The sequence below is a fragment of the Bacillus sp. JS genome (assembly GCF_000259365.1).
In the GTDB taxonomy this organism is placed as follows: Bacteria; Bacillota; Bacilli; order Bacillales; family Bacillaceae; genus Bacillus; species Bacillus stercoris.
Map to the genome: position 1 here is coordinate 121,930 of NC_017743.1, position 22,197 is coordinate 144,126.

General features: G+C 42.9%; 28 protein-coding genes. All 28 read left to right on the plus strand.

Annotated features, from left to right (window positions below):
* The first annotated feature begins 46 nt into the window (after window positions 1-46).
* The 28 genes from rpoB to rpmD all read left to right on the plus strand — a co-directional run bounded on the left by rpoB (window position 47) and on the right by rpmD (window position 22,181).
* Complete coding sequence (gene rpoB, locus MY9_RS00690) at window positions 47-3,628, plus strand: DNA-directed RNA polymerase subunit beta (RefSeq protein ID WP_009966326.1); 3,582 nt, start codon at window positions 47-49, stop codon at window positions 3,626-3,628.
* A gap of 61 nt (window positions 3,629-3,689) precedes the next feature.
* The gene (gene rpoC / locus MY9_RS00695) at window positions 3,690-7,289 is read left to right on the plus strand and encodes a DNA-directed RNA polymerase subunit beta' (protein ID WP_004399688.1); all 3,600 of its coding nucleotides are present in this window, start codon (window positions 3,690-3,692) and stop codon (window positions 7,287-7,289) included.
* 178 nt (window positions 7,290-7,467) lie between these two features.
* Window positions 7,468-7,716 (plus strand): 50S ribosomal protein L7ae-like protein, encoded by a 249-nt coding sequence (locus MY9_RS00700; protein WP_003242012.1) that lies wholly within the window; start codon window positions 7,468-7,470, stop codon window positions 7,714-7,716.
* 113 nt (window positions 7,717-7,829) lie between these two features.
* Window positions 7,830-8,246, plus strand: coding sequence for a 30S ribosomal protein S12 (rpsL, locus tag MY9_RS00705; RefSeq protein WP_003225781.1), 417 nt, complete (start codon window positions 7,830-7,832; stop codon window positions 8,244-8,246).
* Window positions 8,247-8,287: 41 nt separating this feature from the next.
* The gene (rpsG, locus tag MY9_RS00710; protein WP_003225784.1) at window positions 8,288-8,758 is read left to right on the plus strand and encodes a 30S ribosomal protein S7; all 471 of its coding nucleotides are present in this window, start codon (window positions 8,288-8,290) and stop codon (window positions 8,756-8,758) included.
* A gap of 52 nt (window positions 8,759-8,810) precedes the next feature.
* On the plus strand, window positions 8,811-10,889 hold the full coding sequence (gene fusA, locus MY9_RS00715; RefSeq protein ID WP_014662529.1) for an elongation factor G: 2,079 nt from the start codon (window positions 8,811-8,813) through the stop codon (window positions 10,887-10,889).
* A gap of 119 nt (window positions 10,890-11,008) precedes the next feature.
* Window positions 11,009-12,199 carry an elongation factor Tu gene (tuf, locus tag MY9_RS00720; RefSeq protein ID WP_003242008.1) on the plus strand — a complete coding sequence of 397 codons (1,191 nt, stop codon included), beginning with the start codon at window positions 11,009-11,011 and terminating at the stop codon, window positions 12,197-12,199.
* Window positions 12,200-12,298: 99 nt separating this feature from the next.
* Window positions 12,299-13,255, plus strand: a complete 957-nt coding sequence (locus MY9_RS00725; protein WP_014662530.1) for an alpha/beta fold hydrolase — start codon at window positions 12,299-12,301, stop codon at window positions 13,253-13,255.
* 236 nt (window positions 13,256-13,491) lie between these two features.
* On the plus strand, window positions 13,492-13,800 hold the full coding sequence (gene rpsJ / locus MY9_RS00730) for a 30S ribosomal protein S10 (RefSeq protein ID WP_003156464.1): 309 nt from the start codon (window positions 13,492-13,494) through the stop codon (window positions 13,798-13,800).
* Between the two features lie 39 nt (window positions 13,801-13,839).
* Window positions 13,840-14,469 carry a 50S ribosomal protein L3 gene (gene rplC, locus MY9_RS00735; protein ID WP_014662531.1) on the plus strand — a complete coding sequence of 210 codons (630 nt, stop codon included), beginning with the start codon at window positions 13,840-13,842 and terminating at the stop codon, window positions 14,467-14,469.
* A 27-nt stretch (window positions 14,470-14,496) separates the two neighbouring features.
* On the plus strand, window positions 14,497-15,120 hold the full coding sequence (gene rplD / locus MY9_RS00740) for a 50S ribosomal protein L4 (RefSeq protein ID WP_003225792.1): 624 nt from the start codon (window positions 14,497-14,499) through the stop codon (window positions 15,118-15,120).
* The gene (gene rplW, locus MY9_RS00745) at window positions 15,120-15,407 is read left to right on the plus strand and encodes a 50S ribosomal protein L23 (RefSeq protein WP_003156467.1); all 288 of its coding nucleotides are present in this window, start codon (window positions 15,120-15,122) and stop codon (window positions 15,405-15,407) included. The genes rplD and rplW overlap by 1 nt, the downstream gene beginning before the upstream one ends.
* A 31-nt stretch (window positions 15,408-15,438) precedes the next feature.
* Window positions 15,439-16,272: a 50S ribosomal protein L2 gene (gene rplB, locus MY9_RS00750; RefSeq protein WP_003225795.1), complete on the plus strand. Its 834-nt coding sequence runs from the start codon at window positions 15,439-15,441 to the stop codon at window positions 16,270-16,272.
* A 57-nt stretch (window positions 16,273-16,329) separates the two neighbouring features.
* Window positions 16,330-16,608, plus strand: coding sequence for a 30S ribosomal protein S19 (rpsS, locus tag MY9_RS00755; protein WP_003156472.1), 279 nt, complete (start codon window positions 16,330-16,332; stop codon window positions 16,606-16,608).
* A gap of 16 nt (window positions 16,609-16,624) precedes the next feature.
* A complete protein-coding gene (gene rplV, locus MY9_RS00760) occupies window positions 16,625-16,966 on the plus strand; it encodes a 50S ribosomal protein L22 (RefSeq protein WP_014662532.1) in 342 nt (113 codons plus the stop codon).
* 3 nt (window positions 16,967-16,969) lie between these two features.
* Entirely contained in the window at window positions 16,970-17,626 is a 657-nt protein-coding gene (gene rpsC / locus MY9_RS00765) for a 30S ribosomal protein S3 (RefSeq protein WP_003242001.1), read from the plus strand.
* A 1-nt stretch (window position 17,627) separates the two neighbouring features.
* Window positions 17,628-18,062, plus strand: a complete 435-nt coding sequence (gene rplP, locus MY9_RS00770; protein WP_003225801.1) for a 50S ribosomal protein L16 — start codon at window positions 17,628-17,630, stop codon at window positions 18,060-18,062.
* Complete coding sequence (gene rpmC, locus MY9_RS00775) at window positions 18,052-18,252, plus strand: 50S ribosomal protein L29 (protein ID WP_003156482.1); 201 nt, start codon at window positions 18,052-18,054, stop codon at window positions 18,250-18,252. The genes rplP and rpmC overlap by 11 nt, the downstream gene beginning before the upstream one ends.
* Window positions 18,253-18,274: 22 nt before the next feature.
* The gene (gene rpsQ / locus MY9_RS00780; protein WP_003225804.1) at window positions 18,275-18,538 is read left to right on the plus strand and encodes a 30S ribosomal protein S17; all 264 of its coding nucleotides are present in this window, start codon (window positions 18,275-18,277) and stop codon (window positions 18,536-18,538) included.
* Between the two features lie 40 nt (window positions 18,539-18,578).
* Window positions 18,579-18,947, plus strand: coding sequence for a 50S ribosomal protein L14 (gene rplN, locus MY9_RS00785; RefSeq protein ID WP_003225805.1), 369 nt, complete (start codon window positions 18,579-18,581; stop codon window positions 18,945-18,947).
* 36 nt (window positions 18,948-18,983) lie between these two features.
* Window positions 18,984-19,295: a 50S ribosomal protein L24 gene (rplX, locus tag MY9_RS00790; protein WP_003156486.1), complete on the plus strand. Its 312-nt coding sequence runs from the start codon at window positions 18,984-18,986 to the stop codon at window positions 19,293-19,295.
* Between the two features lie 26 nt (window positions 19,296-19,321).
* Entirely contained in the window at window positions 19,322-19,861 is a 540-nt protein-coding gene (gene rplE, locus MY9_RS00795; RefSeq protein ID WP_003225809.1) for a 50S ribosomal protein L5, read from the plus strand.
* A gap of 22 nt (window positions 19,862-19,883) precedes the next feature.
* Window positions 19,884-20,069 carry a 30S ribosomal protein S14 gene (rpsN, locus tag MY9_RS00800; RefSeq protein ID WP_003156488.1) on the plus strand — a complete coding sequence of 62 codons (186 nt, stop codon included), beginning with the start codon at window positions 19,884-19,886 and terminating at the stop codon, window positions 20,067-20,069.
* Window positions 20,070-20,100: 31 nt separating this feature from the next.
* Complete coding sequence (gene rpsH / locus MY9_RS00805) at window positions 20,101-20,499, plus strand: 30S ribosomal protein S8 (protein ID WP_003241998.1); 399 nt, start codon at window positions 20,101-20,103, stop codon at window positions 20,497-20,499.
* A 29-nt stretch (window positions 20,500-20,528) separates the two neighbouring features.
* Entirely contained in the window at window positions 20,529-21,068 is a 540-nt protein-coding gene (gene rplF / locus MY9_RS00810) for a 50S ribosomal protein L6 (RefSeq protein ID WP_014662533.1), read from the plus strand.
* A 32-nt stretch (window positions 21,069-21,100) separates the two neighbouring features.
* Window positions 21,101-21,463 carry a 50S ribosomal protein L18 gene (gene rplR / locus MY9_RS00815; RefSeq protein ID WP_003225816.1) on the plus strand — a complete coding sequence of 121 codons (363 nt, stop codon included), beginning with the start codon at window positions 21,101-21,103 and terminating at the stop codon, window positions 21,461-21,463.
* A gap of 24 nt (window positions 21,464-21,487) precedes the next feature.
* Window positions 21,488-21,988 (plus strand): 30S ribosomal protein S5, encoded by a 501-nt coding sequence (rpsE, locus tag MY9_RS00820; protein WP_003328273.1) that lies wholly within the window; start codon window positions 21,488-21,490, stop codon window positions 21,986-21,988.
* 13 nt (window positions 21,989-22,001) lie between these two features.
* Complete coding sequence (rpmD, locus tag MY9_RS00825) at window positions 22,002-22,181, plus strand: 50S ribosomal protein L30 (protein WP_003156497.1); 180 nt, start codon at window positions 22,002-22,004, stop codon at window positions 22,179-22,181.
* Window positions 22,182-22,197 lie beyond the last annotated feature (16 nt).

Here is a 22,197-nt window from a genome sequence, read left to right on the forward strand (position 1 = left end):
AATGCTTATTACACATATAATACGCATGATTTGAGGGGTGAATCAGTTGACAGGTCAACTAGTTCAGTATGGACGACACCGCCAGCGCAGAAGCTATGCTCGCATTAGCGAAGTGTTAGAATTACCAAATCTCATTGAAATTCAAACCTCTTCTTATCAGTGGTTTCTTGATGAGGGTCTTAGAGAGATGTTTCAAGACATATCACCAATTGAGGATTTCACTGGTAACCTCTCTCTTGAGTTCATTGATTATAGTTTAGGTGAGCCTAAATATCCTGTAGAGGAATCAAAAGAACGTGATGTGACTTACTCAGCTCCGCTAAGAGTGAAGGTTCGTTTAATTAACAAAGAAACTGGAGAGGTAAAAGACCAAGATGTCTTCATGGGTGATTTCCCTATTATGACAGATACAGGTACTTTTATCATTAACGGTGCGGAACGCGTTATCGTTTCCCAGCTTGTTCGGTCTCCAAGTGTATATTTCAGTGGTAAAGTAGACAAGAACGGTAAAAAAGGTTTTACCGCAACTGTCATTCCAAACCGTGGCGCATGGTTAGAATACGAAACTGATGCGAAAGATGTTGTTTATGTCCGCATTGATCGCACACGTAAGTTGCCGGTTACGGTTCTTTTGCGTGCTCTCGGCTTCGGCTCCGATCAAGAGATTCTTGATCTCATAGGAGAAAACGAATACCTGAGAAATACGCTTGATAAAGATAACACAGAAAACAGCGACAAAGCGTTGCTTGAAATTTACGAGCGTCTCCGTCCTGGAGAGCCGCCTACAGTAGAAAATGCGAAAAGCTTGCTTGATTCTCGTTTCTTTGATCCGAAACGATACGATCTTGCCAATGTAGGACGCTATAAAATTAATAAAAAACTTCATATTAAGAATCGCCTCTTCAATCAGAGACTTGCTGAAACGCTCGTTGATCCTGAAACAGGAGAAATCCTTGCTGAAAAAGGGCAGATTCTTGATAGAAGAACACTTGATAAAGTACTGCCATACTTAGAAAACGGAATCGGTTTCAGAAAGCTGTATCCGAATGGCGGCGTTGTTGAAGATGAAGTGACTCTTCAATCCATTAAAATCTTTGCTCCGACTGATCAAGAAGGAGAACAGGTTATTAATGTAATCGGCAATGCTTACATTGAAGAAGAGATTAAAAACATCACGCCTGCTGATATTATTTCTTCAATCAGCTACTTCTTCAACCTGCTGCACGGAGTAGGCGACACAGATGATATCGATCATCTTGGAAACCGCCGTTTACGTTCTGTAGGCGAGCTTCTCCAGAACCAATTCCGTATCGGTTTAAGCCGTATGGAGCGTGTGGTTCGTGAGAGAATGTCAATTCAAGATACGAATACAATTACGCCTCAGCAGCTGATCAATATTCGTCCTGTTATTGCGTCCATAAAAGAGTTCTTTGGAAGCTCACAGCTTTCTCAATTCATGGATCAGACGAACCCGCTTGCTGAGTTAACGCATAAGCGCCGTCTGTCAGCATTAGGACCGGGCGGATTGACACGTGAGCGTGCCGGAATGGAAGTGCGTGACGTTCACTACTCCCACTATGGCCGTATGTGTCCGATTGAAACGCCTGAGGGCCCGAACATCGGTTTGATCAACTCACTATCATCTTATGCAAAAGTAAACCGTTTTGGCTTTATTGAAACGCCATATCGCCGCGTTGATCCTGAAACAGGGAAGGTAACGGGCAGAATCGATTACTTAACTGCTGATGAAGAGGATAACTATGTTGTCGCTCAAGCAAACGCTCGTCTTGATGACGAAGGCGCCTTTATTGATGACAGCATCGTAGCTCGTTTCCGCGGGGAGAACACTGTTGTTTCCAGAAACCGTGTAGACTACATGGATGTATCGCCTAAGCAGGTTGTATCTGCTGCGACAGCATGTATCCCGTTCTTAGAAAACGATGACTCCAACCGTGCCCTCATGGGAGCGAACATGCAGCGTCAGGCTGTGCCTTTGATGCAGCCAGAAGCGCCATTCGTTGGAACTGGTATGGAATACGTATCAGGAAAAGACTCTGGTGCCGCTGTAATTTGTAAACACCCTGGTATCGTTGAACGCGTAGAAGCGAAAAACGTTTGGGTTCGACGTTATGAAGAAGTAGACGGTCAAAAAGTAAAAGGAAACCTGGATAAATACAGCCTGCTGAAATTTGTCCGCTCTAACCAAGGTACGTGCTACAACCAGCGTCCGATCGTAAGTGTCGGCGATGAAGTGGTAAAAGGAGAAATCCTTGCTGACGGTCCTTCTATGGAGCTTGGTGAACTTGCACTTGGCCGTAACGTAATGGTCGGCTTCATGACATGGGATGGTTACAACTATGAGGATGCCATCATCATGAGTGAACGCCTTGTAAAGGATGATGTTTATACATCTATCCACATTGAAGAATACGAATCAGAAGCACGTGATACGAAACTTGGACCTGAAGAAATCACTCGCGATATTCCAAACGTCGGTGAAGATGCGCTTCGCAATCTTGATGACCGCGGAATCATCCGTATCGGGGCAGAAGTAAAAGACGGAGATCTTCTTGTTGGTAAAGTAACGCCTAAAGGCGTAACTGAACTGACTGCTGAAGAACGCCTGCTTCACGCCATCTTTGGCGAGAAAGCCCGCGAGGTTCGTGATACTTCTCTTCGTGTGCCTCACGGCGGCGGAGGAATTATCCATGACGTTAAAGTTTTCAACCGTGAAGACGGAGACGAACTTCCTCCAGGTGTGAACCAGTTAGTACGCGTATATATCGTTCAGAAACGTAAGATTTCTGAAGGGGATAAAATGGCCGGTCGTCACGGTAACAAAGGTGTTATCTCTAAGATTCTTCCTGAAGAGGATATGCCTTACCTTCCTGACGGCACACCAATTGATATCATGCTTAACCCGCTGGGCGTACCATCACGTATGAACATCGGGCAGGTATTGGAACTTCATATGGGTATGGCCGCTCGTTACCTCGGCATTCACATTGCATCTCCTGTATTTGACGGAGCTCGAGAAGAGGATGTCTGGGAAACACTTGAAGAAGCCGGCATGTCTCGTGACGCCAAAACAGTGCTTTACGACGGACGTACTGGAGAGCCGTTTGATAACCGCGTATCTGTCGGTATCATGTATATGATCAAACTGGCTCACATGGTTGACGATAAACTTCATGCGCGTTCTACAGGCCCTTACTCACTTGTTACGCAGCAGCCTCTTGGCGGTAAAGCTCAATTTGGCGGACAGCGTTTCGGTGAGATGGAGGTTTGGGCACTTGAAGCTTACGGTGCGGCTTACACTCTTCAAGAAATTCTGACTGTTAAGTCTGATGACGTGGTTGGGCGTGTGAAAACATACGAAGCCATCGTTAAAGGCGACAATGTTCCTGAACCAGGTGTTCCGGAATCATTCAAAGTGTTAATCAAAGAACTTCAAAGCTTAGGTATGGATGTCAAAATCCTTTCTGGTGATGAAGAAGAAATAGAAATGAGAGATTTAGAAGACGAAGAAGATGCGAAACAAGCTGACGGCCTGGCATTATCAGGTGATGAAGAGCCGGAAGAAACAGCATCTGCAGACGTTGAACGTGATGTAGTAACAAAAGAATAATCTCTAGTTATAAAGGCAAGTGACATCGGTTAATCCGAAGATAAAAAGGGAGGTAGGCCCCTTGCTAGATGTGAACAATTTTGAGTATATGAACATCGGTCTTGCTTCACCGGATAAAATCCGTTCATGGTCTTTTGGTGAAGTGAAAAAGCCTGAAACGATAAACTATCGTACGTTAAAACCTGAAAAGGACGGTCTATTCTGCGAACGCATTTTCGGACCGACTAAGGACTGGGAATGTCATTGCGGGAAGTACAAGCGAGTTCGTTATAAAGGCGTAGTTTGTGACCGCTGCGGAGTCGAAGTAACACGGGCTAAAGTCCGTCGTGAGAGAATGGGGCACATTGAACTGGCTGCCCCAGTTTCCCACATTTGGTATTTCAAAGGTATTCCAAGCCGTATGGGTCTTGTGCTGGATATGTCACCTCGTGCTTTAGAAGAAGTGATTTACTTTGCTTCTTACGTTGTAACTGACCCGGCAAATACACCGCTTGAAAAGAAACAGCTTCTGTCTGAGAAAGAATACCGTGCTTATCTTGATAAATACGGTAATAAATTCCAAGCATCTATGGGTGCTGAAGCAATTCATAAACTTCTTCAAGATATCGATCTTGTAAAAGAAGTTGATATGTTAAAAGAAGAGCTGAAAACTTCACAAGGACAACGACGTACTCGTGCGATCAAACGTCTTGAAGTTTTAGAAGCCTTCCGTAACTCAGGAAACAAGCCTTCTTGGATGATCCTTGATGTGCTTCCTGTTATTCCTCCGGAGCTTAGACCGATGGTTCAGCTAGATGGCGGACGTTTTGCGACTTCTGATTTGAACGATCTTTATCGTCGTGTCATCAACCGTAACAATCGTTTGAAACGCCTTCTGGACCTTGGTGCGCCAAGCATCATCGTTCAAAACGAAAAGCGTATGCTTCAAGAGGCTGTCGATGCCTTAATTGACAACGGCCGCCGCGGACGCCCTGTAACAGGTCCTGGTAACAGACCGTTAAAATCTCTTTCTCACATGTTGAAAGGGAAGCAAGGCCGTTTCCGTCAAAACCTTCTTGGTAAACGTGTCGATTACTCCGGACGTTCTGTAATCGTTGTTGGTCCTCATTTGAAAATGTACCAATGCGGATTACCGAAGGAAATGGCGCTTGAACTCTTCAAGCCTTTCGTTATGAAAGAACTTGTTGAAAAGGGTCTTGCTCACAACATTAAGAGTGCGAAACGCAAAATTGAGCGCGTACAGCCTGAAGTTTGGGATGTATTAGAATCAGTTATTAAGGAGCACCCAGTACTGCTGAACCGTGCCCCTACACTTCACAGATTAGGTATTCAGGCGTTTGAACCAACGCTTGTTGAAGGACGCGCAATCCGCCTTCACCCGCTCGTATGTACAGCTTACAACGCTGACTTTGACGGTGACCAAATGGCGGTTCACGTACCATTATCTGCTGAAGCACAAGCTGAAGCACGCATCTTGATGCTTGCTGCTCAAAACATCTTGAACCCTAAAGATGGTAAACCGGTTGTAACTCCGTCTCAGGATATGGTACTTGGTAACTATTACCTGACACTTGAGCGTGCCGGTGCTGTCGGTGAAGGTATGGTCTTCAAGAATACAGACGAAGCGCTTCTTGCTTATCAAAACGGATATGTTCACCTTCATACGAGAGTAGCTGTTGCAGCTAACTCCCTTAAGAATGTGACATTTACCGAAGAACAGCGCTCAAAATTGTTAATTACAACTGTCGGTAAGCTTGTCTTCAATGAAATTCTTCCGGAATCATTCCCTTACATGAATGAACCAACGAAGAGCAACATTGAAGAGAAAACACCTGACCGTTTCTTCTTGGAAAAAGGTGCTGACGTTAAAGCTGTCATCGCACAGCAGCCAATCAATGCACCGTTCAAAAAAGGTATTCTGGGTAAAATCATCGCGGAAATCTTTAAACGATTCCATATCACGGAAACGTCTAAAATGCTTGACCGCATGAAAAACCTAGGTTTCAAATATTCAACAAAAGCTGGTATTACAGTTGGGGTTTCTGACATCGTCGTACTCGATGATAAACAAGAAATTCTTGAAGAAGCGCAAAGCAAAGTTGACAACGTTATGAAGCAGTTCCGCCGCGGTCTTATCACTGAAGAAGAACGCTATGAGAGAGTCATCTCTATCTGGAGTGCTGCAAAAGACGTTATCCAAGGCAAACTGATGAAATCACTTGATGAACTCAACCCGATCTACATGATGAGTGACTCTGGTGCCCGTGGTAACGCATCTAACTTTACGCAGCTTGCCGGAATGCGCGGCCTGATGGCCAACCCGGCTGGACGTATCATTGAGTTGCCGATCAAATCAAGTTTCCGTGAAGGTCTGACAGTATTGGAGTACTTTATCTCCACACACGGTGCGCGTAAAGGTCTTGCCGATACCGCTCTTAAAACTGCTGACTCAGGTTACCTTACACGCCGTCTCGTTGACGTTGCGCAGGATGTTATCATCCGTGAAACTGATTGCGGAACTGACCGAGGCATTCTTGCTAAGCCTCTTAAAGAAGGAACTGAAACAATTGAGCGCTTAGAAGAACGCTTAATCGGCCGTTTTGCACGAAAACAAGTGAAGCACCCTGAAACAGGTGAAGTGCTTGTGAATGAAAACGAACTAATCGATGAAGATAAGGCGCTGGAGATTGTCGAAGCTGGCATTGAAGAAGTGTGGATCCGTTCTGCCTTCACATGTAATACGCCTCATGGTGTATGTAAACGATGCTATGGCCGAAATCTTGCAACTGGCTCCGATGTTGAAGTCGGTGAAGCTGTCGGAATCATTGCTGCCCAATCAATCGGTGAGCCTGGTACACAGTTAACAATGCGTACATTCCATACAGGCGGGGTTGCCGGAGACGATATCACACAGGGTCTTCCGCGTATCCAAGAGCTTTTCGAAGCGCGTAATCCGAAAGGTCAGGCAACAATTACAGAAATCGACGGTACAGTCGTTGAGATTAATGAAGTTCGTGATAAGCAGCAGGAAATTGTGGTTCAAGGCGCAGTGGAAACACGTTCTTATACGGCACCTTACAACTCCCGCCTGAAAGTAGCGGAAGGAGATAAAATTACTCGTGGCCAAGTACTGACAGAAGGTTCAATCGATCCGAAAGAACTTCTTAAAGTGACTGACCTGACGACTGTTCAAGAGTATCTTCTCCATGAGGTTCAAAAGGTTTACCGTATGCAGGGTGTTGAAATCGGTGATAAACACGTAGAAGTAATGGTTCGCCAGATGCTTCGTAAAGTACGCGTAATTGATGCCGGTGACACTGATGTGCTTCCAGGTACATTGCTTGACATCCACCAATTTACTGAAGCGAACAAAAAGGTGTTGCTCGAAGGCAATCGACCTGCTACAGGCCGTCCTGTCTTACTCGGTATTACAAAAGCATCTCTTGAAACTGATTCATTCTTATCTGCTGCTTCCTTCCAGGAAACAACGCGTGTCCTTACAGATGCAGCGATCAAAGGTAAGCGTGACGAGCTTCTCGGCTTGAAAGAGAATGTTATCATCGGTAAACTTGTTCCAGCTGGTACAGGAATGATGAAATACCGTAAAGTAAAACCAGTATCAAATGTTCAGCCGACTGACGATATGGTTCCGGTTGAATAACTGATTTCATTCTGCTGAAAGACTGTTTTTGCAGTCTTTCAGCAGATATATTTATTAAAAAGTCACTCTATGAGAAGATAGAAACTAAAAAATGTCATACCTTGTTGACATTCGTCTTCTAGAATGATAATATAACCAAGGTGCTCGAAATAAACCTGTTACTTTGGAGGATATGTTTATGTCTTATGATAAAGTATCACAGGCCAAATCAATTATTATTGGTACGAAGCAAACAGTGAAAGCTCTAAAGCGAGGTTCAGTAAAGGAAGTAGTCGTTGCAAAGGACGCAGATCCGATACTCACGTCAAGTGTTGTTTCACTTGCGGAAGATCAAGGTATCTCTGTCTTAATGGTTGAATCCATGAAAAAGCTCGGCAAAGCCTGCGGAATTGAGGTAGGAGCAGCCGCTGTTGCCATTATTTTATAACGTACTTTTGTTTTTGCGTAAGATTCAATCTTGTGTAAAGACATTGTTTTTTGCCTTTTGATGAACCACCTGGGTATGTGGGTTATAAAACGTAATGAAGGGAGGAAAAAATCATGCCTACAATTAATCAGCTAATTCGCAAAGGACGCGTGAGTAAAGTAGAAAACTCAAAGTCTCCTGCACTTAACAAAGGATACAACAGCTTTAAAAAAGAGCACACTAACGTATCTTCTCCACAAAAACGCGGGGTATGTACTCGTGTTGGTACAATGACACCGAAAAAACCGAACTCAGCACTTCGTAAATATGCTCGTGTTCGTTTGACTAACGGAATCGAGGTTACTGCTTACATTCCTGGTATCGGTCACAACCTGCAAGAGCACAGTGTTGTACTTATCCGCGGTGGACGTGTAAAAGACTTACCAGGGGTACGTTACCACATCGTTCGTGGTGCGCTTGATACTGCTGGAGTTGAAAACCGTGCACAAGGCCGTTCTAAATACGGTACGAAAAAACCTAAAGCAAAATAATAAACGAAAATACGCATAATTGATGAAGGGAGGATATTCAGATGCCACGTAAAGGTCCTGTAGCAAAAAGAGATGTTTTACCTGATCCGATTTACAACTCTAAGCTTGTATCTCGTCTAATCAACAAAATGATGATCGATGGTAAAAAAGGTAAGTCTCAAACAATCCTATACAAGTCATTCGATATCATTAAAGAACGTACTGGCAATGATGCAATGGAGGTTTTCGAACAAGCATTGAAAAACATCATGCCTGTACTTGAAGTAAAAGCACGCCGTGTAGGTGGTGCGAACTACCAAGTTCCTGTAGAAGTTCGTCCTGAACGTCGTACGACTCTTGGACTTCGCTGGTTAGTAAACTACGCTCGTCTTCGTGGAGAAAAAACGATGGAAGAGCGTTTAGCTAACGAAATCCTTGACGCAGCTAACAACACTGGTGCTGCTGTTAAGAAACGTGAAGATACTCATAAGATGGCTGAAGCAAACAAAGCATTTGCTCACTATCGTTGGTAGGATTTATATACTAAAAAACACAATTTCCCAATAAGGAAGGAGAAATTACCCAATGGCAAGAGAGTTCTCCTTAGACAAAACTCGTAATATCGGGATCATGGCTCACATTGATGCCGGTAAAACGACTACTACAGAACGTATCTTGTTCTATACTGGTCGTATCCACAAAATTGGTGAAACTCATGAAGGAGCTTCACAAATGGACTGGATGGAGCAGGAACAAGAACGTGGTATCACAATCACTTCCGCTGCGACAACTGCACAGTGGAAAGGATACCGCGTAAACATCATCGATACTCCAGGACACGTAGACTTCACAGTTGAAGTTGAACGTTCTCTTCGTGTACTTGATGGTGCTGTTGCTGTACTTGATGCGCAATCAGGCGTTGAGCCTCAAACAGAAACTGTTTGGCGTCAGGCAACAACTTACGGAGTACCGCGTATCGTTTTTGTTAACAAAATGGACAAAATCGGTGCAGACTTCCTTTACTCTGTAGGAACTTTAAGAGATCGTCTTCAAGCAAACGCTCATGCAATTCAATTGCCGATCGGTGCTGAAGATAATTTCGAAGGTATCATCGACCTTGTAGAAAACGTTGCGTATTTCTACGAAGATGACCTCGGAACTCGTTCTGATGCAAAAGAAATCCCTGAAGAGTATAAAGAGCAAGCTGAAGAGCTTCGCAACAGCCTTATTGAAGCTGTATGTGAGCTTGATGAAGAGCTTATGGATAAATACCTTGAGGGTGAAGAAATCACAATTGACGAGTTAAAAGCAGGTATCCGTAAAGGTACATTAAATGTTGAATTCTACCCTGTTCTTGTTGGTTCTGCCTTCAAAAACAAAGGTGTTCAACTCGTACTTGATGCTGTTCTTGACTACCTTCCTGCACCAACTGACGTTGCTGCAATCAAAGGTACACGTCCTGATACAAATGAAGAGATTGAGCGTCATTCTTCTGATGAAGAGCCATTCTCTGCATTAGCATTTAAAGTTATGACTGACCCTTACGTTGGTAAGTTGACGTTCTTCCGTGTGTACTCTGGAACACTTGATTCCGGTTCATACGTGAAAAACTCTACTAAAGGCAAACGTGAGCGTGTTGGACGTATTCTTCAAATGCACGCTAACAGCCGTGAAGAAATCTCTACTGTATACGCAGGGGATATCGCAGCTGCTGTAGGTCTAAAAGATACAACTACTGGAGATACTCTATGTGATGAGAAGGATCTTGTTATCCTTGAGTCAATGGAATTCCCAGAACCAGTTATCGACGTTGCTATTGAGCCTAAATCAAAAGCTGACCAAGATAAAATGGGTATCGCTTTAGCGAAACTTGCTGAAGAAGATCCTACATTCCGTACTCAAACAAACCCAGAAACTGGCCAAACGATCATCTCTGGTATGGGTGAACTTCACCTTGATATCATTGTTGACCGTATGAAGCGCGAATTTAAAGTAGAAGCCAATGTTGGTGCTCCTCAAGTTGCGTACCGTGAAACATTCCGTACCGGTGCAAAAGTTGAAGGTAAATTCGTACGTCAGTCTGGTGGACGCGGTCAGTTCGGACACGTTTGGATCGAATTCGAACCAAACGAAGAAGGCGCGGGCTTTGAATTTGAAAATGCGATTGTTGGTGGGGTCGTTCCTCGTGAATACATCCCAGCTGTTCAAGCAGGTCTGGAAGATGCACTTGAAAATGGTGTACTAGCAGGCTTCCCGCTTATCGACATTAAAGCTAAACTTTTCGACGGTTCTTACCATGATGTTGACTCAAACGAAATGGCATTTAAAGTTGCTGCTTCTATGGCATTGAAAAATGCAGTCAGCAAATGTAACCCAGTTCTTCTTGAACCAATCATGAAAGTAGAAGTGGTTATTCCAGAAGAATACATGGGAGATATCATGGGTGATATCACTTCACGTCGCGGACGCGTAGAAGGTATGGAAGCACGCGGTAACGCTCAAGTTGTTCGTGCTATGGTTCCTCTTGCTGAAATGTTCGGTTACGCTACTGCACTTCGTTCTAATACGCAAGGTCGCGGTACGTTCACTATGTTCATGGATCACTACGAAGAAGTGCCGAAAAGCGTTTCTGAAGAAATTATCAAAAAAAATAAAGGCGAATAATTGATTTTGCCGCTTAACTCAAGTATAACTACTATTGTAAGATGAGGAAGTGAAAGCTTTCTTTCACTTCCTATCACTCTATACATTACTAATTAAAAGCTCTTAAGGAGGATTTTAGAATGGCTAAAGAAAAATTCGACCGTTCCAAATCACATGCCAATATTGGTACAATTGGACACGTTGACCATGGTAAAACAACTTTAACTGCTGCTATCACAACAGTACTTCATAAGAAATCTGGTAAAGGTACAGCTATGGCGTACGATCAAATTGATGGTGCTCCAGAAGAACGTGAGCGCGGTATCACAATCTCTACTGCACACGTTGAGTACGAAACTGAAACTCGTCACTATGCACACGTTGACTGCCCAGGACACGCTGACTATGTTAAAAACATGATCACTGGTGCTGCGCAAATGGACGGAGCTATCCTTGTAGTATCTGCTGCTGATGGCCCAATGCCACAAACTCGTGAGCACATCCTTCTTTCTAAAAACGTTGGTGTACCATACATCGTTGTATTCTTAAACAAATGCGACATGGTAGACGACGAAGAGCTTCTTGAACTAGTTGAAATGGAAGTTCGCGATCTTCTTAGCGAATACGACTTCCCTGGTGATGATGTACCAGTAATCAAAGGTTCTGCTCTTAAAGCTCTTGAAGGTGACGCTGAGTACGAAGCTAAAATCTTCGAACTTATGGATGCGGTTGATGAGTACATCCCAACTCCAGAACGCGACACTGAAAAACCATTCATGATGCCAGTTGAGGACGTATTCTCAATCACTGGTCGTGGTACAGTAGCGACTGGCCGTGTAGAACGCGGACAAGTTAAAGTCGGTGACGAAGTTGAAATCATCGGTCTACAAGAAGAGAACAAGAAAACAACTGTTACAGGTGTTGAAATGTTCCGTAAGCTTCTTGATTATGCTGAAGCTGGTGACAACATTGGTGCCCTTCTTCGTGGTGTATCTCGTGAAGAAATCCAACGTGGTCAAGTACTTGCTAAACCAGGTACAATCACTCCACACAGCAAATTCAAAGCTGAAGTTTACGTTCTTTCTAAAGAAGAGGGTGGACGTCACACTCCATTCTTCTCTAACTACCGTCCTCAGTTCTACTTCCGTACAACTGACGTAACTGGTATCATCCATCTTCCAGAAGGCGTAGAAATGGTTATGCCTGGAGATAACACTGAAATGAACGTTGAACTTATCTCTACAATCGCTATCGAAGAAGGAACTCGTTTCTCTATTCGTGAAGGCGGACGTACTGTTGGTTCAGGCGTTGTTTCTACAATCACTGAGTAATAGTATGATTTTAAACGAGACCCACTGTGGGTCTCGTTTTTTGTTTGCTTATCTTTTTCTTGTATAATAGGATCTATCATATTCGAGGGGCTACTATCTATGATTCCTGAAAAGAGATCAATCGCAATCATGAAAGAACTGAGCATTGAAAATACAAAGCAAATGCTGATGATTAATGGAGTTGATATTGAAAATCCATTGCTGCTTTTTTTACATGGCGGGCCGGGTACGCCGCAAATCGGATACATTAGACATTATCAAAAAGAGCTGGAACGGTATTTCACTGTAGTTCATTGGGATCAGAGAGGATCAGGGCTTTCATATTCTAAACGAATTTCACAACACTCCATGACAATAAATCACTTCATTAAAGATACAATCCACGTCACTCAATGGCTCTTAGCTCACTTTTCAAAAACAAAACTATATCTGGCCGGTCATTCTTGGGGGTCAATGCTGGCGCTTCATGCAGTGCAGCAGCGCCCGGACTTGTTTTACGCTTATTATGGAATCAGTCAGGTTGTCAGCCCTCACGATGAAGAATCAACTGCTTATCGACATATTCGTAAAATTTCTGAAGCAAAGAAAGCCAGCATATTATCTTTGCTCACACGTTTCATTGGGGCTCCGCCTTGGAAGCAGGATATCCAGCTTCTTATCTATCGATTTTGCGTTGAGGTAAGCAGAGGAGGATTCACTCGCCTGCATCGGCATTCTCTTGCTGTTTTATTTCAAATGCTTACTGGTAATGAATATGGTGTGCGAAACATTCATAGCGTCCTCAATGGACTGCGCTTCAGCAAAAAACATTTAACAGATGAGTTGTACAGGTTTAATGCATTTAGATCTGTTCCTTCTATTAAAGTACCGTGTGTTTTCATTTCAGGGAAACATGACTTAATTGTTCCAGCTGAAATATCGAAACAGTATTATCAAGAACTCGTGGCGCCCGAAAAGCGCTGGGTTCAATTTGAGAATTCAGCTCATACCCCGCATATTGAGGAGCCGTCATTATTCGCTAGTACACTAAGTCGTCATGCACGGTACCATTTATGATAGGTCCTTGATAAATAAGAAAAACCCCTGTATAATATAAAAAGTGTGCAAACCATGCATATTTTAAATAAGTCTTGCAACATACGCCTATTTTCTGTATAATGGTGTATGTTGGTCTTTGACTGCGATGAAGTGAGAGGTTGCTGACACACCCGGCCGCTTTGCCATGGCAAGGTGTTCAGGTTTTTCTCACGGAGAACTGTCTAACGTGATGTAGGCGAAAAGGAGGGAAAATAATGGCAAAACAAAAAATTCGTATTCGTTTGAAAGCATATGATCATAGAATCCTTGATCAATCTGCAGAGAAGATTGTTGAAACGGCAAAACGTTCTGGTGCCAGCGTATCTGGTCCGATTCCGTTGCCAACTGAAAAATCAGTTTACACAATCCTTCGTGCGGTGCACAAATACAAAGATTCTCGTGAGCAATTTGAAATGCGTACACATAAACGTTTAATCGACATTGTGAACCCAACACCACAAACTGTTGATGCTCTTATGCGATTAGACTTACCATCTGGTGTCGATATCGAAATTAAACTTTAATTCTAAAATATAGAATGATCTTAATAGGAGGTGTGACGAATGACCAAAGGAATCTTAGGAAGAAAAATTGGTATGACGCAAGTATTCGCTGAGAACGGTGATCTTATTCCGGTAACTGTTATCGAGGCTGCTCCAAACGTTGTTCTTCAAAAGAAAACAGCTGAAAACGACGGTTACGAAGCAATCCAGCTTGGTTTTGACGACAAGCGTGAAAAGCTTTCTAACAAACCTGAAAAAGGGCACGTTGCAAAAGCGGAAACTGCTCCTAAGCGCTTCGTTAAAGAATTACGCGGAGTGGAAATGGATGCGTATGAAGTTGGTCAGGAAGTCAAGGTTGAAATTTTCTCTGCTGGAGAAATCGTAGATGTAACAGGAGTATCTAAAGGTAAAGGTTTCCAAGGTGCGATCAAGCGCCACGGACAATCTCGCGGACCTATGTCTCACGGTTCACGCTACCACCGTCGTCCTGGTTCAATGGGACCTGTAGATCCTAACCGTGTATTCAAAGGTAAATTATTACCTGGACGTATGGGCGGAGAGCAAATCACTGTTCAAAACCTTGAAATCGTAAAAGTTGATGCAGAACGCAATCTTCTTTTGATCAAAGGTAACGTACCTGGTGCGAAGAAAACTTTAATCACTGTTAAAAGTGCTGTTAAATCTAAATAACTCTCTTAGGAAAGGAGGAAATTGATCATGCCAAAAGTAGCATTATACAACCAAAACGGTTCTACTGCTGGTGACATCGAATTAAATGCTTCTGTATTTGGTATCGAACCAAATGAGAGTGTTGTATTCGACGCTATTCTTATGCAAAGAGCTTCCTTACGTCAAGGAACTCACAAAGTAAAAAATCGTTCTGAAGTACGCGGCGGAGGTCGTAAACCATGGCGTCAAAAAGGTACTGGACGTGCCCGTCAAGGTTCAATCCGTTCACCGCAATGGCGCGGAGGTGGTGTCGTATTCGGCCCAACACCACGCAGCTATTCTTATAAATTACCTAAAAAAGTTCGCCGCTTGGCAATCAAATCAGTATTGTCTTCTAAAGTGAACGACAACAACATCATCGTTCTTGAAGATCTTACTCTTGATACGGCTAAAACAAAAGAAATGGCAGCTATCCTTAAAGGATTATCTGTTGAGAAAAAAGCTTTAATCGTAACTGCGGATGCAAACGAAGCAGTAGCTTTATCTGCTCGTAACATTCCTGGAGTTACTGTTGTTGAAGCTAACGGAATCAACGTTTTAGACGTTGTCAACCACGAGAAGCTTCTGATTACAAAAGCAGCGGTTGAAAAAGTAGAGGAGGTGCTTGCATAATGAAAGATCCTCGTGATGTTCTAAAGCGCCCCGTCATTACTGAACGTTCTGCTGATTTAATGACTGAAAAGAAATATACTTTTGAAGTTGATGTAAGAGCTAACAAAACAGAAGTGAAAGACGCGGTTGAAAGCATCTTTGGAGTGAAAGTTGACAAAGTCAACATCATGAACTACAAAGGTAAATCAAAACGTGTTGGACGCTACACTGGTATGACTAGCCGTCGCAGAAAAGCGATCGTAAAACTTACTGCAGACAGCAAAGAAATCGAAATTTTTGAAGCTTAATTATCTGTAAAAAGAAGGAGGGAAATTCAAAATGGCGATTAAAAAGTATAAACCGACCTCTAATGGACGTCGTGGCATGACAACTTCAGATTTTGCTGAAATCACGACTGACAAGCCGGAAAAATCCTTGCTTGCTCCCCTTCACAAAAAAGGCGGACGTAACAACCAAGGTAAATTGACTGTACGTCACCAAGGTGGCGGACATAAACGCCAATACCGTGTTATCGACTTCAAACGCGATAAAGATGGTATACCTGGACGCGTTGCTACAGTTGAATACGATCCAAACCGTTCAGCTAACATCGCTCTAATCAACTATGCAGACGGAGAAAAACGTTACATTCTTGCTCCTAAAGGAATTCAAGTGGGTACTGAAATCATGTCAGGTCCTGAAGCTGACATTAAAGTAGGTAATGCACTTCCACTTATCAACATCCCTGTTGGTACAGTTGTGCATAACATTGAATTAAAACCTGGTAAAGGCGGACAGCTTGTACGTTCAGCTGGTACATCTGCTCAGGTTCTTGGTAAAGAAGGTAAATACGTTCTTGTACGTCTTAACTCTGGTGAAGTTCGCATGATCCTTTCTGCTTGCCGTGCTTCTATCGGTCAAGTAGGTAACGAACAGCACGAACTTATCAACATTGGTAAAGCTGGACGTTCTCGCTGGAAAGGCATCCGTCCTACAGTTCGTGGTTCTGTAATGAACCCTAACGATCACCCACACGGTGGTGGTGAAGGACGTGCGCCAATCGGACGTAAATCACCAATGTCTCCATGGGGTAAACCAACTCTTGGATTCAAGACTCGTAAGAAAAAGAACAAATCCGATAAATTTATCGTACGTCGTCGTAAAAATAAATAACGGGGTTGTCTACGGTTCTTTTCGGACCGTAGTGCAATCACGAAGGGAGGTTCCAAAATGGCTCGCAGCTTAAAAAAAGGACCATTTGTCGATGGACACTTGATGACTAAAATCGAGAAATTAAATGAAACAGACAAGAAACAAGTCGTAAAAACTTGGTCTCGTCGTTCTACTATTTTCCCACAGTTTATTGGTCACACAATCGCAGTCTATGACGGACGTAAACACGTGCCTGTATTCATCTCTGAAGATATGGTAGGGCACAAGTTGGGTGAATTCGCTCCAACTCGTACGTACAAAGGTCATGCTAGTGATGACAAAAAAACAAGACGCTAAGAGAGGAGGCTTTTAAATGCAAGCTAAAGCTGTTGCAAGAACAGTCCGTATTGCTCCTCGTAAAGCACGTCTAGTAATGGACCTGATTCGAGGCAAGCAAGTAGGTGAGGCAGTATCAATCTTGAACCTTACACCAAGAGCTGCTTCTCCAATTATCGAGAAAGTATTAAAATCCGCTATTGCAAATGCTGAGCATAACTATGAAATGGACGTTAACAACCTGGTTATTTCTCAAGCATTCGTTGACGAAGGCCCTACGTTAAAAAGATTCCGCCCACGTGCTATGGGACGTGCGAGCCAAATCAACAAACGTACGAGCCACATTACAATCGTTGTATCAGAAAAGAAGGAGGGATAAGTAGTGGGTCAAAAGGTAAATCCAGTCGGTCTTCGTATCGGAGTCATTCGTGATTGGGAATCTAAGTGGTACGCTGGTAAAGATTACGCTGACTTCCTGCACGAAGATTTAAAAATTCGTGAATACATTAGCAAACGCCTTTCTGACGCTTCTGTTTCTAAAGTAGAAATCGAGCGTGCAGCAAACCGCGTTAACATTACGATCCACACAGCTAAGCCTGGTATGGTTATCGGTAAAGGCGGTTCTGAAGTCGAAGCACTTCGCAAAGCCCTTAACAGCCTTACTGGCAAGCGTGTACACATTAACATTCTTGAAATCAAAAGAGCAGATCTTGATGCACAGCTAGTTGCTGACAACATCGCTCGTCAATTAGAAAACCGTGTTTCTTTCCGCCGTGCGCAGAAACAACAAATTCAACGTACTATGCGTGCTGGAGCACAAGGTGTGAAAACAATGGTTTCTGGTCGTCTTGGCGGTGCAGATATCGCTCGTTCTGAATACTACAGTGAAGGAACTGTTCCATTGCACACATTACGTGCGGACATTGACTATGCAACATCTGAAGCTGATACTACTTACGGTAAGCTTGGTGTGAAAGTCTGGATCTATCGTGGAGAGGTTCTTCCTACTAAGAAGAAAACTGAGGAAGGAGGAAAATAATATGTTATTACCAAAACGCGTTAAATATCGCAGAGAGCATCGCGGAAAAATGCGTGGCCGTGCGAAAGGCGGTACTGAAGTACATTTCGGTGAATTCGGTATCCAAGCTCTTGAAGCTTCTTGGATCACTAACCGTCAAATCGAAGCTGCACGTATTGCGATGACTCGTTACATGAAACGTGGCGGTAAAGTTTGGATCAAAATTTTCCCTTCTAAACCTTACACTGCTAAACCACTTGAGGTACGTATGGGATCCGGTAAAGGGGCTCCAGAAGGTTGGGTAGCTGTTGTAAAACCGGGCAAAGTTTTATTTGAGATTTCTGGTGTGTCTGAAGAGGTTGCTCGTGAAGCGCTTCGTCTTGCATCTCACAAATTGCCAATTAAAACGAAGTTCGTAAAACGTGAAGAAATTGGTGGTGAATCAAATGAAAGCTAATGAAATTCGTGACCTTACCACTGCTGAAATTGAACAAAAAGTAAAGTCTCTTAAAGAAGAACTTTTCAATCTTCGCTTTCAATTAGCGACAGGACAACTTGAAAATACTGCTCGCATTCGTGAAGTGCGCAAAGCTATCGCGCGCATGAAAACTGTGATTCGTGAAAGAGAAATTGCTGCTAATAAATAATCACTGAGGGGAGGTCGTGAGCATGAGCGAACGTAACCAACGCAAGGTTTACCAAGGCCGTGTTGTTTCTGACAAAATGGATAAAACCATCACTGTTGTTGTTGAGACATACAAAAAACATACACTTTACGGTAAACGCGTAAAATACTCAAAAAAATTCAAAGCACATGATGAAAATAATCAAGCTAAAATCGGTGACATCGTTAAGATTATGGAAACTCGTCCATTGTCTGCAACTAAGCGTTTCCGTCTAGTTGAAGTTGTCGAAGAAGCTGTTATTATCTAATAAAGTTCGGAATTCTTTTTCCGAAGGGAGGTAACAAATAATGATTCAACAAGAGACTCGTTTAAAAGTAGCTGACAACTCTGGCGCACGTGAAGTACTTACTATTAAAGTTCTTGGTGGTTCTGGACGTAAAACAGCTAACATTGGTGATGTAATTGTTTGCACGGTTAAACAAGCAACACCAGGAGGCGTTGTCAAAAAAGGTGAAGTCGTAAAAGCTGTTATCGTTCGCACTAAAAGCGGAGCGCGCAGAAGTGATGGTTCATACATCAGCTTCGATGAGAATGCATGTGTTATCATCCGTGACGACAAGAGCCCACGCGGAACTCGTATCTTCGGACCAGTTGCTCGTGAATTGCGTGAAAACAACTTTATGAAAATTGTTTCTCTAGCTCCAGAAGTTATCTAATGAAATAAATGCCTTACTCAAGGAGGTGCGATCAGGATGCATGTAAAAAAAGGCGATAAAGTTATGGTTATCTCTGGTAAAGATAAAGGCAAACAAGGAACAATCCTTGCTGCTTTCCCTAAAAAGGACCGCGTTTTAGTTGAAGGTGTTAACATGGTAAAGAAACACTCTAAACCAACTCAAGCTAACCCTCAAGGCGGTATTTCTAATCAAGAGGCGCCAATTCATGTATCAAACGTTATGCCGCTCGATCCTAAAACAGGTGAAGTGACTCGCGTAGGATACAAAGTGGAAGATGGCAAAAAAGTTCGTGTTGCAAAAAAATCTGGGCAAGTTCTAGATAAATAGTATTAAAAGGAAGGGAGGTCTATCTCATGAACCGCCTTAAAGAAAAGTACAATAAAGAAATTGCACCTGCTTTAATGACTAAGTTCAACTATGATTCAGTCATGCAAGTGCCTAAAATCGAAAAAATCGTAATCAACATGGGTGTTGGTGACGCTGTTCAAAACGCAAAAGCAATCGACAGTGCTGTTGAAGAATTAACGTTTATCGCAGGTCAAAAACCTGTCGTTACTCGTGCGAAGAAATCAATTGCTGGATTCCGTCTTCGTGAGGGAATGCCTATCGGTGCGAAAGTAACTCTTCGCGGAGAGCGCATGTATGATTTCCTTGATAAACTTATTTCTGTATCTTTACCGCGTGTACGTGACTTCCGCGGGGTTTCTAAAAAATCTTTCGACGGTCGCGGTAACTACACACTTGGTATTAAAGAACAGTTAATCTTCCCTGAAATTGACTACGATAAAGTAACAAAGGTTCGAGGAATGGACATCGTTATCGTAACAACTGCTAATACTGACGAAGAAGCTCGTGAGCTATTAACTCAAGTAGGTATGCCGTTCCAGAAATAATCAATGAAAGGGAGGCGAAATCGTGGCTAAAAAGTCTATGATTGCGAAACAACAACGTACACCAAAGTTTAAAGTACAAGAGTACACACGCTGTGAACGCTGCGGACGTCCGCATTCAGTCATTCGTAAATTTAAACTTTGCCGTATTTGTTTCCGTGAGCTTGCATATAAAGGACAAATTCCTGGCGTGAAAAAAGCCAGCTGGTAATCCCCAAGAAAGGGAAGGAGGTAATTATATAATGGTTATGACAGATCCAATTGCAGATATGCTAACTCGTATTCGCAATGCAAACATGGTACGTCATGAGAAGCTTGAAATTCCTGCTTCTAAATTGAAAAGAGAAATTGCTGAAATTTTAAAGCGTGAAGGTTTCATTCGTGACGTTGAGTTCGTAGAAGACAGCAAACAAGGTATCATCCGCGTTTTCTTGAAATACGGACAAAACAACGAGCGCGTTATCACTGGTCTTAAAAGAATCAGCAAGCCTGGTTTGCGTGTTTATGCTAAATCTAATGAAGTACCTCGCGTACTTAACGGTCTTGGAATCGCGATTATTTCTACATCACAAGGTGTTTTAACGGACAAAGAAGCCCGTGCAAAACAAGCTGGTGGAGAAGTTCTAGCATACGTTTGGTAAGAAGTTTAACATGAATGGAGGTGTTTGGTATGTCTCGTGTAGGTAAGAAGCTACTTGAGATTCCTTCTGATGTTACAGTAACGTTAAATGATAACAACACTGTAGCTGTGAAAGGACCAAAAGGAGAATTAACTCGTACGTTTCACCCTGATATGGAGATTAAAGTAGAGGACAATGTGCTTACAGTCGTTCGTCCTTCTGATCAAAAAGAGCACCGTGCCCTGCATGGTACGACTCGCAGTCTGCTTGGCAACATGGTTGAGGGTGTATCTAAAGGATTTGAAAGAGGTTTGGAATTAGTCGGTGTCGGTTACCGTGCTTCTAAATCCGGAAATAAACTTGTTTTAAACGTTGGATACTCTCATCCTGTTGAGATCGTTCCTGAAGAAGGTATCGAAATCGAAGTCCCTTCTCAAACTAAAGTAGTTGTAAAAGGTACAGACAAAGAACGTGTAGGAGCTATTGCTGCTAACATCCGCGCTGTACGTTCTCCAGAGCCTTACAAAGGTAAAGGAATCCGCTACGAAGGTGAAGTTGTTCGCCGTAAAGAAGGTAAATCTGCTAAGTAAGATCGCTTAAAGTGAAGAAAGGAGTGACCTAGATGATTACGAAAACTAGCAAAAATGCTGCTCGTCTTAAAAGACACGCTCGTGTTCGCGCTAAACTTTCCGGTACTGCTGAAAGACCGCGTCTGAACGTTTTCCGTTCTAACAAGCACATTTACGCTCAAATCATCGATGATGTAAATGGTGTAACACTTGCTAGTGCATCTACTCTCGATAAAGACTTGAACGTTGAAAGCACTGGAGATACTTCTGCTGCTACTAAAGTTGGAGAATTAGTTGCAAAACGCGCTGCTGAAAAAGGCATTTCTGACGTAGTATTTGACCGTGGCGGATACTTATACCATGGACGTGTAAAAGCTTTGGCTGATGCCGCTCGTGAAGCTGGACTTAAATTTTAATAAAAGAAGGAGGGACACATGATTATGCGTCGTATTGACCCAAGCAAATTAGAGTTAGAAGAACGCTTAGTTACGGTTAACCGCGTAGCGAAAGTTGTTAAAGGTGGTCGTCGTTTCCGCTTCGCAGCTCTAGTCGTTGTCGGTGACAAAAACGGACACGTAGGATTCGGTACTGGTAAAGCACAAGAAGTACCAGAAGCGATCCGCAAAGCTGTTGAAGATGCGAAAAAGAATTTGATTGAAGTACCAATGGTTGGAACTACAATTCCACACGAAATCATCGGACGTTTCGGTGCAGGTAACATCTTGTTAAAACCTGCTTCTGAAGGTACTGGAGTTATCGCTGGAGGCCCTGTACGTGCGGTACTTGAGCTAGCTGGTGTAGCTGATATCCTTTCTAAGTCTTTAGGTTCTAACACACCGATCAACATGATTCGTGCAACACTTCAAGGTTTAAGTGAACTTAAACGTGCTGAAGACGTTGCGAAGCTTCGTGGAAAATCTGTAGAAGAACTGTTAGGATAAGGAGGGAACATTAATGGCTAAATTAGAAATTACCCTCAAACGAAGTGTAATCGGTCGCCCGGAAGACCAACGCGTTACTGTAAGAACACTTGGTTTAAAGAAAACAAACCAAACTGTTGTTCATGAAGACAACGCTGCGATCCGTGGCATGATTAATAAAGTATCTCATTTAGTTTCTGTTAAAGAACAATAAAAATATTTGATCGGAT

Bases quoted from the DNA above. Each gene is read 5' to 3' on its own strand.
- rpsG (WP_003225784.1), top strand. From the start codon at position 8,288: ATGCCACGTAAAGGTCCTGTAGCAAAAAGAGATGTTTTACCTGATCCG.
- rplW (WP_003156467.1), top strand. From the start codon at position 15,120: ATGAAAGATCCTCGTGATGTTCTAAAGCGCCCCGTCATTACTGAACGT.
- MY9_RS00700 (WP_003242012.1), top strand. From the start codon at position 7,468: ATGTCTTATGATAAAGTATCACAGGCCAAATCAATTATTATTGGTACG.
- tuf (WP_003242008.1), top strand. From the start codon at position 11,009: ATGGCTAAAGAAAAATTCGACCGTTCCAAATCACATGCCAATATTGGT.
- rpmC (WP_003156482.1), top strand. From the start codon at position 18,052: ATGAAAGCTAATGAAATTCGTGACCTTACCACTGCTGAAATTGAACAA.
- rplV (WP_014662532.1), top strand. From the start codon at position 16,625: ATGCAAGCTAAAGCTGTTGCAAGAACAGTCCGTATTGCTCCTCGTAAA.
- rplE (WP_003225809.1), top strand. From the start codon at position 19,322: ATGAACCGCCTTAAAGAAAAGTACAATAAAGAAATTGCACCTGCTTTA.
- fusA (WP_014662529.1), top strand. From the start codon at position 8,811: ATGGCAAGAGAGTTCTCCTTAGACAAAACTCGTAATATCGGGATCATG.
- rpsL (WP_003225781.1), top strand. From the start codon at position 7,830: ATGCCTACAATTAATCAGCTAATTCGCAAAGGACGCGTGAGTAAAGTA.
- rplX (WP_003156486.1), top strand. From the start codon at position 18,984: ATGCATGTAAAAAAAGGCGATAAAGTTATGGTTATCTCTGGTAAAGAT.
- rpsQ (WP_003225804.1), top strand. From the start codon at position 18,275: ATGAGCGAACGTAACCAACGCAAGGTTTACCAAGGCCGTGTTGTTTCT.
- rpsH (WP_003241998.1), top strand. From the start codon at position 20,101: ATGGTTATGACAGATCCAATTGCAGATATGCTAACTCGTATTCGCAAT.
- rpsJ (WP_003156464.1), top strand. From the start codon at position 13,492: ATGGCAAAACAAAAAATTCGTATTCGTTTGAAAGCATATGATCATAGA.
- rpsS (WP_003156472.1), top strand. From the start codon at position 16,330: ATGGCTCGCAGCTTAAAAAAAGGACCATTTGTCGATGGACACTTGATG.
- rpmD (WP_003156497.1), top strand. From the start codon at position 22,002: ATGGCTAAATTAGAAATTACCCTCAAACGAAGTGTAATCGGTCGCCCG.
- rplF (WP_014662533.1), top strand. From the start codon at position 20,529: ATGTCTCGTGTAGGTAAGAAGCTACTTGAGATTCCTTCTGATGTTACA.
- MY9_RS00725 (WP_014662530.1), top strand. From the start codon at position 12,299: ATGATTCCTGAAAAGAGATCAATCGCAATCATGAAAGAACTGAGCATT.
- rplR (WP_003225816.1), top strand. From the start codon at position 21,101: ATGATTACGAAAACTAGCAAAAATGCTGCTCGTCTTAAAAGACACGCT.
- rplB (WP_003225795.1), top strand. From the start codon at position 15,439: ATGGCGATTAAAAAGTATAAACCGACCTCTAATGGACGTCGTGGCATG.
- rplC (WP_014662531.1), top strand. From the start codon at position 13,840: ATGACCAAAGGAATCTTAGGAAGAAAAATTGGTATGACGCAAGTATTC.
- rpsE (WP_003328273.1), top strand. From the start codon at position 21,488: ATGCGTCGTATTGACCCAAGCAAATTAGAGTTAGAAGAACGCTTAGTT.
- rplN (WP_003225805.1), top strand. From the start codon at position 18,579: ATGATTCAACAAGAGACTCGTTTAAAAGTAGCTGACAACTCTGGCGCA.
- rplP (WP_003225801.1), top strand. From the start codon at position 17,628: ATGTTATTACCAAAACGCGTTAAATATCGCAGAGAGCATCGCGGAAAA.
- rplD (WP_003225792.1), top strand. From the start codon at position 14,497: ATGCCAAAAGTAGCATTATACAACCAAAACGGTTCTACTGCTGGTGAC.